Here is a 14,504-nt window from a genome sequence, read left to right on the forward strand (position 1 = left end):
CTATCTCCTGTTGAATTCCGGCGATGCCAGAACCATCGTGATCCCGTGCAGTCTGCTTGGCGCCTGCGAAATGATCCGCACGGTCTCCGCAGATGCAGCATCTCCGAGCGCGGCCTGCAGGAATTCGGAAGGTTCGAGCTTCTGCCCCAGCAGCTTTGCGACGCGGCGCGACCAGTCGATCCGTTCGCTGAGTTGAGCGGGCGTCAGCCAGGCACCGCTCGTATCGGGCACGCCTGCCGGGCTTGGCGGTTGCCAGATCGGTTGCCCCATCTTCTGCAGCGCCCCTAGCGTCAGCGCATTCGCCTGCCCGGCACGTCTGCGCCGCAATTCGGCAGCCTTGGCGGTACCGGCCATCTGCATCGCCTTTCCAACCGGCCCGACATCATCGTCATCGCCTTCCATGTCGGCCAGAAGCGCCGACATGTTGTCGTCGGGCAAATTCAGGGCGCGGAAACCCGACACGACGAATTCGAAGGGCTGCTTGATCTTCCCGCCCGGTTCTTCCCAGGCGAGCGGATGTTCAAGCATGGCCCGATAAACCTCGCCAAGATTGCCGTCACTTTCCTTCCAGGCCGCGACCATCACCTCGGTGATTTCAGTCGGCGGCGTGTCGCTGATGAAGTGGGCCGCCAGCTTGCGGCAGATATGGGTTGCCGTGCGGGGATCAGCAGCAAGATCCTCCAGCATGCGCACATGGTCCTGGCTGCCGGCCTCGTCGTCCTGGTATTCCCGCCCGAGCAGCGTGATCGTCCCGCCTTGGGCGCGTCGCGGGCGATAGACCATCTGCAGCGCACGATTGTCGACGGTCAGGCCGGTCAGGATCAGAGCCGCTGCCCGCACATCTTCCTGAGTGTAGCCGCTTCCGGCGCCGAGCGTGTGCAGTTCCAGTAATTCGCGGCCGAGATTTTCATTCAGGCCGCGACCGGTTTCCTGGCCGGCCCGCGAATCCGGTCCAACGCTCTGGTCCTGGTCGAGATAGATCAGCATCGCCGGATGCAGGATTGCGGCCTGCAGCATCTGGGAGAACGTAGCCGCCATATTGGGGCGGATCGCTTCCGTTTCATACAGCGGCACGATCATCCGCATCGGCAGGGATTTCAGTGCGCTGGTGGAAAAATGATCCATCCAGAAACTGCCCAGCCGTTCGTAAAAACCGAAAGGCGAATGAATTGCCTGCGCCAGGCGCGACATCGCATCGACGCGATAGATACGCTGCGCTTCCCGCTGGGTTTCCTTGCGAATGCCCTCGTTCGGCTTGCCTTCGCGGGCAGCCTTGGCCTCCGCGGCCCGCAGGGAGATTACGCGGGTGGCGGATTCGCGACGGCCCACAAGCCCTTCCCGCGGGAAACGATCCTTCGCCGCAATGCCTTTCTTGAGCTGTGTCATCAGCCCATCGGCATCGGACGGGCTGTCCTGCCCGGGCCGAAGACCATATCCATAGCGGATTGCCGCAAGCGTGGGCCTCGCAAGAGCCATGCGCTACTCCTTGTTCTATTTTAGAAACGTCACCGACAAGTAGGGCGGAAACGGTGACAGAATGTGGCGATTTCGAGAGATGGACGGATTGTAATCCAACGGTCGATTAATATTCAGGTTCCGGATACCCCCAGACCGTGAATGTCGATCGCATCCCCATCTCAACACAATGGTTTCGCCGGCTCATCTCACAGTTTCGGCATTAAAGCTGCAAGCCGGATAGAAAGGGCCGATCGCACACGGCGAAAGCCAGCATTTAACGGCATGAGAGCCTTAATTGCGCATGGCCAGGCCATCGGAAAGACTTTATTATTAGCTTCACCTTATGTTACACTCACCGCCCTTGAATGTGACGACCTAGTGAATGCTGCAGGATTCGACAAGTCAGATGAACGCCCCGCGACTAGAACTCGCGGTGAGGCGGGCGCAAGCCGCAGCCACACTTGAGCGCCTTCCGACGACGCTTACGGTGAATGCTGCCGTGTCGTTTTCGGCTCTGCTGATGAGTTCGATCAACCGAGGCATCACCACGTTTGCCGTCATCTGGTTCGGCGCTACTCTGGCAACGATCGTCGGGCGATTTGCCGTGGGCACGATGGTGAAACGCCGCCGGATGGACAAGCTGCGACCGAACCTTTGTCTTCGCCTGATGACCGGCGGCGCGTTCGTCAGCGGTATCGCCTGGGGTGCCCTGCCCTTTGTTCTCTCCGATTTCGATGCGCTGGGCGTCGATGGCGGCATCTATATCCTGATGTGCGGAATGGCCACAGGCGCGGTGCTGCTCGGTACTGGTCATGCAGTCACGGCACTGGCCTTTGCCTTTCCCGTCCATATTGCCGTCGTTACAACCCTGCTGATGAGCAAGGCGGCCGGGGGGCAGCTTCTCGCGCTCAACGTGCTGGCGCTGACCCTTGTGCTCTACAAGAGCAGCATGAAGGGCCAGGCGATCGTCATCGGCAATATCGAGGCGCAGGTAAAGGCGACGGCGCTGGCGCAATCGCTCAGCCGGGCGAATGCCAGCATTCTCAGCGCCAATGAAAGCCTCGAGGTTCTCGCCAATCGCGATCCGCTGACAAGCGTCGCCAACCGCGCCGCGTTCAACGTCTCGCTCGAACGCGGCATCGAAAATGCCCGCGCACATGACGAGCAACTGGCGCTGCTGATCCTCGATCTCGACCGGTTCAAGACGATCAACGACACGTTCGGCCATTCGGCCGGCGACGAGTTGCTGCTGGAAGCCAGCCACCGGCTGCGCGAGGCCGTCGGCGAACGTGGTTTTATCGCAAGGCTGGGCGGCGACGAATTCGCCGTCGTCATCGGCGGAGCCACCGCGGCGGCCGAAGCGCGCCAGCTGGCTGCCCGCATCCTCGACCGCGGCCGCGAACCGTTCGTCATCCGCGGACGCCCGGTCGTCTCCGGCGTGTCCGTCGGCTTTGCCACATGGCCGGAACATGCCGAAAGCGCTGCAGACCTGTTCGTATCCGCCGACATGGCGCTTTACCGTGCCAAGGACGAAGGCCGCGGCCAGTGGCGGGAATTCGACCCGTCGCTGAAAGCCCGCGCCGACCGCCAGCGACGGATCGAACAGGATCTTGCCGGCGCGATCGCGTCGGGTGCCCTCACCGTCTTCTTCCAGCCGCAGGTCGAACTTGCGCAGAATGGCGTCATCGGCTTCGAGACGCTGGTGCGCTGGACCCATGCGTCGCTCGGCGCCATCGCACCGCCGGAAATCGTCGCGGCAGCGCATACGGCCAATCTTTCCGAGGCCCTGACTGCGAGCATCGCAACCGGCGCCTGCCGACTGCTCACCACGCTGCCCTCGCTCGGCTTGCCGGAAGCGACCGTGTCGGTCAACGTCTCGCCGCGTGAATTCGAGCTCTATTCCGTCGCCGAAACGCTCGACCGGATCACCCATGCGCATGGCATCGATCCGGCTTTGTTCGAGATCGAGATCACCGAGGAAGCGATCCTCGACACGCTGGTGGCCGGCGAGCAGCTGAAACATATCGAACGCTCCGGTTACAAGCTCGCCGTCGACGATTTTGGCGCGGGCCATTCGTCTCTGGCCTACCTCGTCACGCTGAAGGTCGACCGGCTGAAACTCGACCGCCGTTTCGTCGCCGGCATCGAGACGAGCTTCCAGAACCAGGAAATCGTCGGCGCCATGGCGGGGCTGGGCAAGGCGCTGGCAATGGACATCATCGCCGAGGGCGTCGAGACGGCGGAAGAAGCCGCCACCCTGCGCGGCCTCGGCTGTCCCGCCGCCCAGGGCTATTTCCTCGGCCGCCCGATGCCGGTCGACGCCATCGCCGGCTGGCTGCTGACACGGGTGCTGACGCCGGCTGCCTAGGCAGCGAAAAACCGTTTCCCTTTTGTACTCATTTTCCGGTTCGCCCCCTTCACTTTGACGAAAACTCTCTCCATATTCGCGACATGGCCAGATCCCCGAAAAAATCCACGCCCGATACCCGCGAAGATCATTCCGGTTTCGGTGAAGCTCCCCAGTCGTCGTTCGAAGGCGCGCCGCTTGAAGGCAGCGTCTCCGACTGGGTGAGGCAGCTCGAATCGGAAGCCGAACTGTCGGGCATGGAGACACAGCGCCAGATCGCCTCCAAGGCGGGCAAACACCGCAAGAAGATCGAGATCGCGGCGCGCGAGGAAGCCATCAAGGCCGCCGCCAAGGAAACAGCCAAGGCGAAGCCGAAAACCGCAAAACACACCACCGCCAGCAAAACCGCCCGCGGCGTCTCGATCGGCGCCTCCAACGATCCGAAAACCCGCGCCGCCGCCGGCCTCAATCCGGTCGCCGGCATGGATGTCTCGCTGGAAGAAGCCGAACACCTCGCCACCGGCGCCGTCACCGCCACGGTCGAAGCCTTGTCGGCCCTGATCGAATCGGGCAACCCGCTGTTCAAGGACGGAAAACTGTGGACGCCACACCGGCCTGCCCGCCCGGAAAAATCCGAAGGCGGCATCAACATCCGCATGTCCTCCGAATACGAACCCGCCGGCGACCAGCCGACTGCGATCAAGGACCTCGTCGAGGGCATCAACAACAACGAGCGCAGCCAGGTGCTGCTCGGCGTCACCGGCTCGGGCAAAACCTTCACCATGGCCAAGGTGATCGAACAGACCCAGCGCCCCGCCGTCATCCTCGCGCCCAACAAGACGCTGGCCGCCCAGCTCTATTCCGAGTTCAAGAACTTTTTCCCGGACAACGCGGTCGAATATTTCGTTTCCTATTACGACTATTACCAGCCGGAAGCCTATGTGCCGCGCTCCGACACGTTCATCGAGAAGGAATCGTCGATCAACGAACAGATCGACCGCATGCGCCACTCCGCCACCCGCTCGCTGCTGGAACGCGACGACTGCATCATCGTCGCCTCGGTCTCCTGCATCTACGGTATCGGTTCGGTCGAAACCTACACCGCGATGACCTTCCAGATGGAAGTCGGCGACCGCCTCGACCAGCGCCAGTTGCTCGCCGACCTCGTCGCCCAGCAATACAAACGCCAGGACATCAATTTCATCCGCGGCAGTTTTCGTGTCCGCGGCGACACGATCGAAATCTTCCCCGCCCACTTGGAAGATGCCGCATGGCGCATCTCGATGTTCGGCGACGAGATCGACTCGATCACCGAATTCGACCCGCTCACCGGCCACAAGACCGGCGACCTGAAAAGCGTCAAAATCTACGCCAACTCGCACTATGTCACGCCGCGCCCCACCCTCAACGGCGCGATCAAATCGATCAAGGACGAGCTGAAAGTCCGCCTTGCCGAGCTGGAAAAGGGCGGCCGCCTGCTGGAAGCCCAGCGCCTCGAACAGCGCACCCGCTACGATATCGAAATGCTCGAAGCCACCGGCTCCTGCGCCGGCATCGAGAACTATTCCCGCTATCTCACCGGCCGCAATCCCGGCGAGCCGCCACCGACCCTGTTCGAATATATCCCCGACAACGCGCTGCTGTTCATCGACGAAAGCCACGTCTCCGTCAGCCAGATCGGCGGCATGTATCGCGGCGACTTTCGGCGCAAGGCGACGCTCGCCGAATACGGCTTCCGTCTCCCGTCCTGCATGGACAACCGCCCGCTGCGCTTCGAGGAATGGGATGCGATGCGCCCGCTCACCGTCGCCGTCTCGGCCACGCCCGGCAACTGGGAAATGGAACAGTCCGGCGGCGTGTTTGCCGAACAGGTCATCCGCCCCACGGGCCTGATCGATCCTCCCGTCGAAGTCCGCTCGGCCCGCTCCCAGGTCGACGACGTGCTCGGCGAAATCCGCGAAACCGCGCAAAAAGGCTATCGCACCCTCTGCACGGTGCTCACCAAGCGCATGGCCGAAGACCTCACCGAATACCTGCACGAACAGGGCGTTCGCGTCCGCTACATGCACAGTGACATCGACACGCTGGAACGCATCGAGATCATCCGCGACCTGCGCCTCGGCGCCTTCGACGTCCTCGTCGGCATCAACCTGCTGCGCGAAGGCCTCGACATCCCGGAATGCGGTTTCGTCGCCATCCTCGATGCCGACAAAGAGGGTTTTCTCCGGTCGGAGACATCGCTGATCCAGACCATCGGCCGTGCCGCGCGTAACGTCGACGGCAGGGTCATTCTCTATGCCGACAAGATCACCGGCTCGATGCAAAGAGCGATGGACGAAACCGCCCGCCGCCGCGAAAAACAGGTCGCCTATAATACCGAACACGGCATCACCCCGGAATCGGTAAAGGCCCGCATTTCCGACATTCTCGACTCTGTCTACGAGCGCGACCACGTCCGCGCCGACATTTCCGGCGCGTCCGGCAAGGGTTTTGCAGACGGCGGCCACCTGGTCGGCAACAATCTCCAGACCCATCTCAACGCGCTGGAAAAGAGCATGCGCGATGCCGCCGCCGATCTCGACTTCGAAAAAGCCGCCCGCCTGCGCGACGAAATCAAACGCCTCAAGGCCGCCGAACTGGCAACCATGGACGATCCGATCGCCAGGGACGAGGCAAGATCGCAGGAAGGCGGCGGCAAGGGCAGCAAGCGAGGTGGAGCAAGCGCTTCCCGCGAGTCGATCTCCCCCCTTGTGGGGGAGATGTCCGGCAGGACAGAGGGGGGCGCCTTACCCTCCGAGCCTGCGGCCATACCCCCCTCTGCCCCTGTCGGGGCATCTCCCCCACAAGGGGGGAGATCAGGGGAGCAAGCCTCCTACTTCGCCAAACCCACCCTTGACGACATGGGCCCGGGTACCGACGCCACGCGCCCGCTCTTCCGCCGCAACAGCCTCGACGAAATGACCGTCGGCCGCACCGAAAAGCCGGCCAACGCCCCCTTGCCCGAACGCCCGCCGGAAACCTACAGCACCAAAAAACGCTTCTCGCCGCTCATGGAAGGCCAACCCGAACGCGCCGATCCGTCCGCTGCTGGCGAGCGCAACGAGACCCGAGCCAAGGACGATCCAAGGCCGATCGTGCGCGGCAAGGTCGGTGCCGGGAGTTATGAGGATGCCGGAGAGCAGAAGCGCAAGGGACGGACGAAGGGCAAGACGGGCCGGCCGGGGCGGTGACCACGGCACATCTGAAATCTATCGGTGAATGGATCGGGACATAAACCCGGTCCATCATGCGTATTGGATGAAAGCTGTCTGGTCCGCATTCTGGTTATATGCCCGAAGAAATCCGACCGGAAAAATTGCTGCAGTATTCCTGCTGATTGCCTCCACCTGATTGCCGCCTCGTCGCTACGGCAGCCCGCACGACAGAAAACCTTCACCTAAGATCAGACGCCGGCTTCCGTTGAACATGCCAGGAAACGCTCCATGAGCATAATAACTTTGAAACGTCATTTTCTTTTAAATGAAACTACATTTTTTTCGCATTGAAACACCGTTTCAATTTCGTAGGCTCCGCGTGTTCATTCAGGAGGAAGGTAATGAATAGACGTCAATTTATCGGTTACGCGAGCGCAGCCGGAGCACTTTCCATAAGCGGTTTTCCGACGCCTTACGTGGCGAAAGCAGCAGCGTCGGATGCCCCGAAATCGTTTCGCGACCCACTGTCGGGCCATCTGGTTCGCCGATTGTCGCCAAATCCGGGCTCGCATGTGCTGTATTTCACCGACAATGCATTCACTGCAGATGGCCGTTACACGGTCTACGATTCCGCTCGGGGCTGCGACGTCGTCGACCTGCAGACATTCGAGGCTGTACCGCTGATCGAGGGGCCTTACGAATGCATGATGGTCTCGCGCAACGAGAATATCGCCTATGTGTATCACAAGGATGCCAAGGGTGGCGGCAAGGACGCGACGGGACTGAACTACTATGCCGTCTCTATACCCGACGGTAAGGTTACGCAGATTGCCGAGAATATGAACGGCACGCTGTTTCAGTCCAACGCCGACGAAACGCTGATGCTGGGCCGCTGGCAGGAGCGCGAATACGAACTACAGCCCGGCCCCAAGGTCGCGGGCACCGATGGCGGCTACAACGCCATCGGTCCCGACGGCAAGCCGATGAGCTTCGCAGATGCCAAGATGTACCGCATGGCAGAGCGACTGAAGCAGAGCATCCCGATGGAGATCTTCACCATCGACCTGAAAACGGGCAAACGCAACACGGTGCTGCAAGACGATCACAACTGGCTCAATCACGTCGTCTTCTCGCCGACCGATCCGGGCCAGATCATGTATTGCCACGAAGGGCCTTGGCACATGGTGGACCGGATCTGGACAGTGCGCGCCGATGGCTCAGCCAAAACCTGCATCCACCACCGCAGTATGGAGATGGAGATAGCCGGCCACGAGTTCATCTCGGCTGACGGCAAGGCGATTTGGTATGACATCCAACGCCCTCAGGGCGAAAACTTCTGGCTGGCGAGCTACGACATGACGACCGGCGAGCGTATCTGGCGTCACATGGAGCGCAACGAATGGTCGCTCCATTTCAACACCACGCGCGACGGCAAACTGATCGGCGGCGATGGTGCAGGTCTGGATCTCGATTCGCATGCGCCCGACGGCAAATATATCTATCTCTACGAAGAGGAACTCGTGGAGGACAAACGCACGCTCGGCGCCGATACGCAGGATCTGATCCGTCCGGGCAAGCTCAAGTCGAAAAAAGTCGTCGACCTGACCTCGCACGATTACCGCACCGAACCAAACGTGCAATTCTCCGCGGATTCGAAGTGGCTGACATTCAAGTCGAACATGCATGGAGAGATTCACGTTTATGGGGTTGAGGTCGAGAAATCGGCCTGACGTGACGCGATCTTGCCATTGAGGCGACCTCTTCATCCGCGCCATTGTAGGGAACTACAAAACGATGGCGCGGAATTGCGGCATTTGCGCTGAGATACAAACAGTTCGAACGAGATGGAGCCTGCACATTCTCATTGACCTCGCGGCTGCGCTCGAAGAAACGACCAACGCAAGAACGATCTCCTCAATAATACTCAATCACCGTATCGCTCAGCACCACCCTCACTACCCGGTAGAGATAAAAGAACCCGGCGATCCCGAAGGTGATGATGATCAATATCCCCCAGATGATCACGTGGCCGATCGAGGAGATCAGGTCGAAATTGCAGCGCAGTTTGCCGATCGGGCGGCCCGATTGGTCGAGCACTTCCGTCCGGTTCAGCACCGCCCGGTTGAGATAATAGGGAAAGACCAGCAGCGCGAGGCCGAAGGTGATGATCGTCAGGACGACCCAGACGATGACATGGCCGATCGACTGACCGATCGAAAATTCGCAGCGCAGACGCGCCGCCCGCGACCCGGTCTGAGCCGCCTGCAAGAGCTGGTTCATGCTGTCCTGTCCCCCGACACGATGATGGTTGCCCGAGGCCACAGTGCCAGAAGCTGACAGGGTGTCAATTGCGGCAGATTTTTCGTTGTAGGGTGAAATCTACTCTCGGAGGCGGTCAGCGAAACAGACCTATCCGTCTTGCTCATTCCCAAGACGCTGGAACGTCTGCAAGGCAACGGTCGCCGGTAGAAGACAAAGATCCCCTCACCAACAAAATCTAAGACTTAGCTTTGCTAAGATCTTGATTTTGTAACCTCTCCCACAAGGGGAGAGGTAAAGCGTCGAGGGTGCCGCACCCGTATCTCTCCCCTTGTGGGAGAGAAAGCAATTTCGAAATCTTAGCCGAAGGCTAAGTTTCAGAAATTGCAAGTGAGGGGATCCCTCCGTCCGGGGACGTTTCAAACCTCCCGCTCAACAAATCCAATCCTTTACATCTTTTTCCATCCCCACCCTCCAAACCCATGCCTACAATCCTCCCGTTCCGTCATGGATACACCGGCAGGCGTGCCGGCGAGGCGGGACCGGCGCTGGTGGTGGCGGGACGACGTGAATCGTCACCACCGGGGTCCGCGGAAAAAGGTCTCCCTCCGGCGACACGGGGGAAGCGGATAAGGTTTCGGACCGGCCTTTCCGCTTCTGATGCCCGAATGGCGCGTCGGATGTGCCTGTGCGGCACACAGGGTGGCTTCAGGGATGGTTTCGCCGGGCTGCTGAAGTCCGCCTGCCAAAAGCGGGTAGCCCGGCGGCGGTAAAGCGGAGTGTTGGCGGTAAGTCGTTCCGCCCGTGTTTCGTGGCATCAGACGAACACCATCCGGACAGGCCAAGGCAGAGGGACCGGAGTCGCGGATAAAAACTGCCGAACGGGGCGCTGAGAGGTGCCACATAAACTAAAACTTACGAGGCAGCTTTCAGCGCCCCGTCCGTTCAAGTCTCTCCTATCGGGGAGCGTTCTTCGGGCTGGACCCGAGGAAAAACGAGGATCGCCAAGGGGAAACCATGCCCAGTGAAAAAAACCACTCGATACCAATCTCGCCATGCGTACCGCCGAGGCGTTGGCGACACCCCATATTGCCTGCCGCCGCCGCAGTTGCAGGCGCGGCCAGCGTTGTCGCTGGTATTTTTCCGACACCGGCGAGCCCTGCTGCCTCGGCAATCTCAATTCCGCCGAGAGGGCAATGTTCGACGAGATCTATCAAGCAGCGCATTTCGCCAAGGGGTTTCTCGGGAGCGATGGCGCGTTTTTCAACACGACGAGCGGGCCGCAACGGCTGCTTGACGATCTGGCGATCGCGATTGCCCGCAACTTGCCGAACCGCTGGATGGCCAAACAATGGGACGCGGCCCGGCGCGCAAGGGAAAAGCGGATGGCAGCGGCCGACAGGCAGGCCAGTACGGACGGCTGAGGCAATGCGGCAAGCGTCCGGACGCGGCTTGAGCCTTCCCCTCGCCGCCTCGCCTTATCCCCGCTTTCGGAAGGGCGGCAGCTGGCGCAGGCCGGAGAGCACTTCCACCTCGCCGGCGCTTTTCGGCTTGCCGAGCAGAAAGCCCTGCAACTGTTCGATACCTTCCTCGATCACCATCCGGTGCTGGCCAAAAGTCTCGATGCCTTCGGCGACGACCGGCAGGTCGAGGCTCTTGCCCAGCCCGATGATCGCCTTGACGATGGCGCGGGCGCTCTCGTCCTCCTCCATCTGCCAGATGAAGCTGCGGTCGATCTTGATCTTGTCGAAGGGAAAGGTCTGCAGGTTGCTGAGCGACGAATATCCGGTGCCGAAATCGTCGATGACGATCAGTACGCCGAGCGCGCGAAGCTTTTTCAGCATGGCGAGCACCGCGTCGCGGTTTTCGATCAGCGAGGTCTCGGTGATTTCCAGCTCCAGCCGGTGCGGTTCGAGCCCGCTGTCGGTCAGCGCTGCTGCGACCGTATCGACCAGATCGGGGAAACGGAACTGCACCGCCGAGACATTGACCGCCACCGCCAGGCCGTCGTCCCATGAGGCGGCGGTGCGGCAGGCCTCGCGCAGCGCCCATTCACCGAGCGTGACGATGATGCCGGTCTCTTCCGCCACCGGGATGAAAGTCGCAGGCGAGACCTGGCCGAGATCCGGGTGGTGCCAGCGCATCAGCGCCTCGTATCCGGTGCAGGTGCCGTTCGAGGCATCGAACAGCGGCTGGAAGACGAGCGACAGCTGGTCGCGCAGAGCCGCGTGTCGCAGCTCGCTTTCCAGCAGGCGGCGCTGGCGCAGGTCCGCGTCCATGTCGGCGGAATAGAAGGCAGCCGTGCCGCGGCCGGAGAATTTGGCGTTGTACAGCGCCATGTCGGCGGCATTGCGCAACTCGTCGGCGGTGCGGCCGTCCTCGGGGAAGATCGACACGCCGATCGAGACGCCGACCGCCTTGGGATCGAAATTGACGTTCATCTCCTGCCGGAACGTATCGAGGATACGGTCGGCAAGCAGATAGGCGGCAGTCGGCTGGTCGAGGCCGGGCTGGAGGATGATGAATTCGTCGCCGCCGATGCGGGCCGGCGTGTCGGTCACCCCGGCGCAGCGGCGCAATATGTCGGCGACCTTGACCAGGACCCGGTCGCCCTCGGCATGGCCGAACACGTCGTTGACGGATTTGAAGCGGTCGAGATCGAGTGCCAGCACCGCCAGCCGCTCGTCGGCGCTGCCGGCGATATCGATCGCCGCCTCCAGCTTTTCGTTGAACAGCGAGCGGTTGGGAAGGTCGGTCAGCGCATCGTGGCGGGCCATGTGCTCGACCCTCAGTTCGGCGATGCGCTTTTCGGTGAGGTCGCGGACCGCAAGGACCTGGCACTGGCGGCCGCGATATTCGATCGTGTGGACCGCGACTTCGAGAAAGGCCTCCTTGCCGGGCTTCAGCGGTCCGGCCTTCAGGGGTTGTGCCTCGACGGCACGGGTGCGCTCGACATCGATCAGCGAGATCCCGTCGGCCGCGACCATCAGCGCGTCCGGCGAACGGCCGATCACATCGCGGTCACGCAGGCCGAGCATGGCGGGGAACCGCGCATTCGCCTCGATGATGACGCCCTCGCGGACAACCGCCAGGCCTTCGAGCGTCGCATTGGCGAAACCGCGAAGGTCGGTGAGATAGCGGTCGAGGAAACTTGCGATCATGCCGGCGACGATGATCATGCCGACAACGACCGAGACGGCCCAGACCATCCAGATCCGCCCGCTGCCGTCCAGCGAGGCCTGCGGCAGCGACGGATCAGGCACAAGCGTGGTGGCCGACATGGCGGAGAAATGCAGGAGGCATATGGACAGGACGCTCGCCGCAACGGCCGCCCACAGGCCGCGACGGCCCTTGCGGCGCATCGACATGCGGAAAGCGAAAGTGAGAAGACCGATCGACAACAAGGCTGCGACCGGAATGATGCCGATCTCATAGTGGATGGTCGCTGCTGCGCGTATCGAAGCGGTGCCGGTAAAATGCATGGCGGCAACGGAGACGGTCGCTGCCGTGCCGGCGAGGATTTCGCTCTTCAGCGTGCCGCCCTCGGCGATCTTGAGGCTTGCCCAGAAACCGACGGCGGCGATGATGGCGGAAAGCACCGTGCGGAAGAGCTCGAACTCGATGTCGATCGTGCCCTCATAGGCGAGCATGGCGACGAAATGGGTAGCCCAGACCGAAAGCCCGCCGGTGACGGCTGCAACGAGAAGCCAGATCTTCCGGCGTTTTTCGCTACATTCGATTGCCCGGCGATGGATCAGAAAGAAAGCCAGCATGCCAATGACGCATATGCCGGCTGCGAGAGCCACCAGGGCGTGATCGTGCTGGACCGCGACGCATTCCAGAACCTTGAACATCATACACTACCAGATCCAAGCGGTGATTGATTTCACCGTCTATGGCTGGAACATTACGGGTACGCTATTTAAGAAACATCTAATATGAAGCAACGCAAGCGTGTCGCATTTCGGGACGCGCACGTTTTCCCATAGAATACTGGGGGTCTAAACCGCGATCCGCTCAGCCTCGCGCTCGCGAATGCCGGCAAGATCGATGGCGGCGAAGGCGGCTGAAATGATTTCGGTCCCGGCGCCGGGTTTTGTCGCCTCTGAAGACAGGATCTGGCGGAACCGCCTTGCGCCTGCATAACCCTGAAACAGCCCGACCATGTGGCGGGTGACATGGTGCAGCCTGCCGCCAGAGGCGATCACCTCTTCGGCATAGGCGATCATCGTGTCGCGCAGTGCCAGCCAGTCGGTATCGGACGCGCCGCCCTCTGCACAATCCGAGCCTTCCAGCATGGCGTCGACGCCGGCCAGAAGACCGGTATTCTGATAGGCGGCGCGGCCTAGCATGACGCCATCCATCACCGCCAGGTGACTTTTCGCCTGATCGAGATCGGAAATGCCGCCATTGATGCCGAGAAAAACGTTCGGGTTCTCACGCTTCATGCGGTGGACAAGATCGTAGTCGAGCGGCGGGATTTCGCGGTTTTCCTTTGGGCTCAGCCCCTGCAGCCAGGCCTTGCGGGCATGGATCCAGATCGCATCGGCCCCTGCACCGATCATCCGGTCCAGAAAATCCGGCAGGACGTCCGAGGGCTCCTGATCGTCGATGCCGATGCGGCACTTGACCGTGACGGGTGCCGTCGAAACCGTCTTCATCGCGGCAACGAGATCGGCGACATGGCCGGCATCACGCATCAGGCAGGCACCGAACGTGCCGGACTGTACGCGGTCGGAAGGGCAGCCGACATTGAGATTGATCTCGTCATAGCCATAATCGCTGGCAATGCGGATCGCTTCGGAGAGCTTGCCAACGTCCGAACCGCCAAGCTGCAGCGCAACGGGATGTTCTGCCGGCGAAAAAGACAGGAGACGATCGCGCGGACCATGAATGATCGCATCGGCCACCACCATTTCGGTATACAGCAGTGCGCGCGACGAAAGCTGCCGGTGCAGATAACGGCAGTGGCGATCTGTCCAGTCGATCATGGGCGCGACCGCGAAAATCTTTTCCCCGGATGTCAACGCTGTCTGGTAAAAGCTCACGTCATCTGCTCCGCATAGGCTCGACACTATGCCATGTCCTGCGGCCTCGGGGATATTCCCGATCGAAAGGCCTGTGATAAATTCGGAAACCGTCCGCGCCTTCGGGCGGGTGGACGGAATTGCGGTGCTATACAGTCGAACGTCTGGAAAAGGAAGGCTCGGCTGGTGCAAAGCTGTCGGCAAGGGGAACCGGATCGC

Annotated in this window: 8 protein-coding genes; 4 read left to right on the forward strand and 4 right to left on the reverse strand. The window is 61.4% G+C overall.

What is annotated here, in order from left to right; all coding sequences use genetic code 11:
* Window positions 1-1,476, reverse strand: a complete 1,476-nt coding sequence (locus FHP24_RS00770) for a DUF1800 domain-containing protein (protein WP_139671505.1) — start codon at window positions 1,474-1,476, stop codon at window positions 1-3.
* Window positions 1,477-1,864: 388 nt separating this feature from the next.
* Here FHP24_RS00770 and FHP24_RS00775 point away from each other — a divergent pair, with 388 nt between their 5' ends.
* The 3 genes from FHP24_RS00775 to FHP24_RS00785 all read left to right on the forward strand — a co-directional run bounded on the left by FHP24_RS00775 (window position 1,865) and on the right by FHP24_RS00785 (window position 8,729).
* Window positions 1,865-3,826, forward strand: a complete 1,962-nt coding sequence (locus FHP24_RS00775) for a putative bifunctional diguanylate cyclase/phosphodiesterase (protein WP_180355845.1) — start codon at window positions 1,865-1,867, stop codon at window positions 3,824-3,826.
* Window positions 3,827-3,909: 83 nt separating this feature from the next.
* Window positions 3,910-7,035, forward strand: coding sequence for an excinuclease ABC subunit UvrB (uvrB, locus tag FHP24_RS00780; RefSeq protein ID WP_139671511.1), 3,126 nt, complete (start codon window positions 3,910-3,912; stop codon window positions 7,033-7,035).
* A gap of 365 nt (window positions 7,036-7,400) precedes the next feature.
* On the forward strand, window positions 7,401-8,729 hold the full coding sequence (locus FHP24_RS00785; RefSeq protein ID WP_139671514.1) for an oligogalacturonate lyase family protein: 1,329 nt from the start codon (window positions 7,401-7,403) through the stop codon (window positions 8,727-8,729).
* 184 nt (window positions 8,730-8,913) lie between these two features.
* Here FHP24_RS00785 and FHP24_RS00790 read toward each other — a convergent pair whose 3' ends face one another.
* The gene (locus tag FHP24_RS00790) at window positions 8,914-9,279 is read right to left on the reverse strand and encodes a DUF6693 family protein (protein WP_139671517.1); all 366 of its coding nucleotides are present in this window, start codon (window positions 9,277-9,279) and stop codon (window positions 8,914-8,916) included.
* Window positions 9,280-10,454: 1,175 nt separating this feature from the next.
* Between FHP24_RS00790 and FHP24_RS00795 the strand changes: the two genes are divergently transcribed.
* Window positions 10,455-10,682, forward strand: coding sequence for a hypothetical protein (locus FHP24_RS00795; protein ID WP_139671520.1), 228 nt, complete (start codon window positions 10,455-10,457; stop codon window positions 10,680-10,682).
* 54 nt (window positions 10,683-10,736) lie between these two features.
* Here the strand turns inward: FHP24_RS00795 and FHP24_RS00800 are convergent, their stop codons facing one another.
* Entirely contained in the window at window positions 10,737-13,115 is a 2,379-nt protein-coding gene (locus tag FHP24_RS00800) for a bifunctional diguanylate cyclase/phosphodiesterase (protein WP_246091557.1), read from the reverse strand.
* Between the two features lie 144 nt (window positions 13,116-13,259).
* Entirely contained in the window at window positions 13,260-14,306 is a 1,047-nt protein-coding gene (gene dusA / locus FHP24_RS00805; protein ID WP_281287384.1) for a tRNA dihydrouridine(20/20a) synthase DusA, read from the reverse strand.
* Between the last annotated feature and the right edge of the window lie 198 nt (window positions 14,307-14,504).

Source organism: Aliirhizobium smilacinae, assembly GCF_006335145.1.
Taxonomy (GTDB): domain Bacteria; phylum Pseudomonadota; class Alphaproteobacteria; order Rhizobiales; family Rhizobiaceae; genus Neorhizobium; species Neorhizobium smilacinae.

Coding starts and splice junctions, on each gene's coding strand:
- FHP24_RS00770 (WP_139671505.1), bottom strand. CDS start 1,476: ATGGCTCTTGCGAGGCCCACGCTTGCGGCAATCCGCTATGGATATGGT.
- FHP24_RS00775 (WP_180355845.1), top strand. CDS start 1,865: ATGAACGCCCCGCGACTAGAACTCGCGGTGAGGCGGGCGCAAGCCGCA.
- uvrB (WP_139671511.1), top strand. CDS start 3,910: ATGGCCAGATCCCCGAAAAAATCCACGCCCGATACCCGCGAAGATCAT.
- FHP24_RS00785 (WP_139671514.1), top strand. CDS start 7,401: ATGAATAGACGTCAATTTATCGGTTACGCGAGCGCAGCCGGAGCACTT.
- FHP24_RS00790 (WP_139671517.1), bottom strand. CDS start 9,279: ATGAACCAGCTCTTGCAGGCGGCTCAGACCGGGTCGCGGGCGGCGCGT.
- FHP24_RS00795 (WP_139671520.1), top strand. CDS start 10,455: ATGTTCGACGAGATCTATCAAGCAGCGCATTTCGCCAAGGGGTTTCTC.
- FHP24_RS00800 (WP_246091557.1), bottom strand. CDS start 13,115: ATGATGTTCAAGGTTCTGGAATGCGTCGCGGTCCAGCACGATCACGCC.